We start from the raw sequence: 1684 nt of genomic DNA, 5'->3' as shown, positions 1-1684 counted from the left end.
GGCGCGCTGCGCCCGGCCGCCACGACGGCCGCCGCGCTGGCCGGCGGCCTGGCCCTGTCGGTCGCGATCGGCCTGGCATTGAGCCGGCACCTGCCGCTGCCGCCGGTGGACCGGGCGCTGCTGTCGGTGGTGCTCTGGCCATTGCTCTGGGCGGTCGGCGCCCTGCTTCTCGGTGCCGCCCGACGCCCCTGGCGGGACTGGGCGTTCGCGGCAGTCCTGGGCGGCCTCGCCCTGCTGGCCGTCCAGACAGGGTAGCCGCCGATGGGACAGCCCTTCCTGAAGGCATTGTACGGCCTGCACCGCTGGCTCGGGCTGGGGCTGGGCCTGCTGCTCTACCTGGTCTGCGTCTCCGGCACCGTGGCGCTGTTCACCGCGGAACTGGCGCCCTGGGCGCGGGCCGGCATGGCCGCGACGGCGACCGGCCCTGCTGCCGCCCCGGACAACCTGACCGGCCTCGACCGGCAGCTCGACCGCCTGCTCGGCGAAGCCGGCGGCCGTGCCGCGAGCATCTTCGTGCACCTTCCCGACGGCTGGCGCGACCATGCCGAGATCGCGATGCAGCCGCATGGCGACGGGCCGCCGCAGCGGATCGCGGTCGACGCCACCGATGGCCGCCCGGCGCCCGCCGGCGGCAGCATAGCGGCGGAGATCGTGACGCGGCTTCACACCGACCTGCTGCTGCCCTCGCCGCTCGGCCGCTACCTGGTCGGCGGCCTGGGCGCGGCGATGCTGGTCTCGCTTCTCTCCGGCATCCTGCTGCACCGCCGGATCCTGTCCGACCTGTTCACCCTGCGCCTGGGGCGCAGCCTGCGGCTGGCCTGGTCCGACAGCCACCGGTCGCTGGGTCTGTGGGGCCTGCCCTTCCACCTGATGATGGCGCTGACCGGTGCGATGCTGGGCTTTGCGGCCCCGGCCCTGACCCTGGCCGCCGCAACCGCCTTCGACGGCGATCTGGCTGCGGCCTTTGCCGCGATCGGCGATCCGCCTGCGGCTGCGACCGGCCGCGACGCCGCCCCGCTGCCGGCCAGCAGATTGCTGGACCATGCGACGGCCGCCCTGCCCGGCCTGGTGCCGGACCGGATGGAGATCCGCGAGGCCGGCGATGCCGGTGCGACCGCGACGGTGATGGGCCGCCTGCCGGGCCGGCTGGTCTATCTGCCCTATGTGGTGCTGGAAGCCGCCACCGGGCGGGTCCTGTCCATCGCCGACTGGAGCAGCGGCAGCATCGGGCGGCAGGTCTATGCCGCCGTCACCCCGCTGCATTATGGCAGCTATGGCGGGCTCGGCCTGAAGCTCCTCTACGCCCTGCTGGGCATCGGCACCTGCCTGCTCGTCGCGTCAGGCCTGCATATATGGAACAGCCGCCATGTCGGCGCCGGCGGCAGCGCCCTTCTCGTCCGGCGCCTCACCGGCGGCATGGTGCATGGCCTCCCGTTTGCGATCGCCGGCCTGTTCCTGGCCGAGCGCCTGGTGGGCCGTGCGGCGGAGCCCGCCGCCGGCTGGCTGCCCTGGCTCTTCCTGACGCTACTGGTAGCCGGTCTGGCCTGGCCGTGGTGGCGCGGCACGACGGCGGCAGCCCGCGACCTGACCCGCCTGCTGGGGCTGCTGCTGGTGCTGCTGCCGGTCGCGACCTTCCTGACTACCGGGACATCGCCGGCTGGCGCCCTTGCCGCCGGCACACTGC

2 protein-coding genes are annotated in these 1684 nt (G+C 74.3%); both read left to right on the top strand.

Annotated features, from left to right (window positions below; genetic code table 11):
• Positions 1–255 (top strand): hypothetical protein (locus tag ACFOGJ_RS20890; protein WP_379904185.1); only part of this gene is annotated, 255 nt, incomplete at its 5' end.
• 6 nt (positions 256–261) lie between these two features.
• Positions 262–1684: PepSY-associated TM helix domain-containing protein (locus ACFOGJ_RS20885; RefSeq protein WP_379904183.1), on the top strand; the 1423-nt coding region annotated here is incomplete at its 3' end.

The organism is Marinibaculum pumilum (genome assembly GCF_042646425.1).
Taxonomy (GTDB): domain Bacteria; phylum Pseudomonadota; class Alphaproteobacteria; order Ferrovibrionales; family Ferrovibrionaceae; genus Marinibaculum; species Marinibaculum pumilum.
The sequence above is the reverse complement of the archived record's forward strand: the minus strand, read 5'-3'. Positions and strand labels throughout refer to the sequence as shown.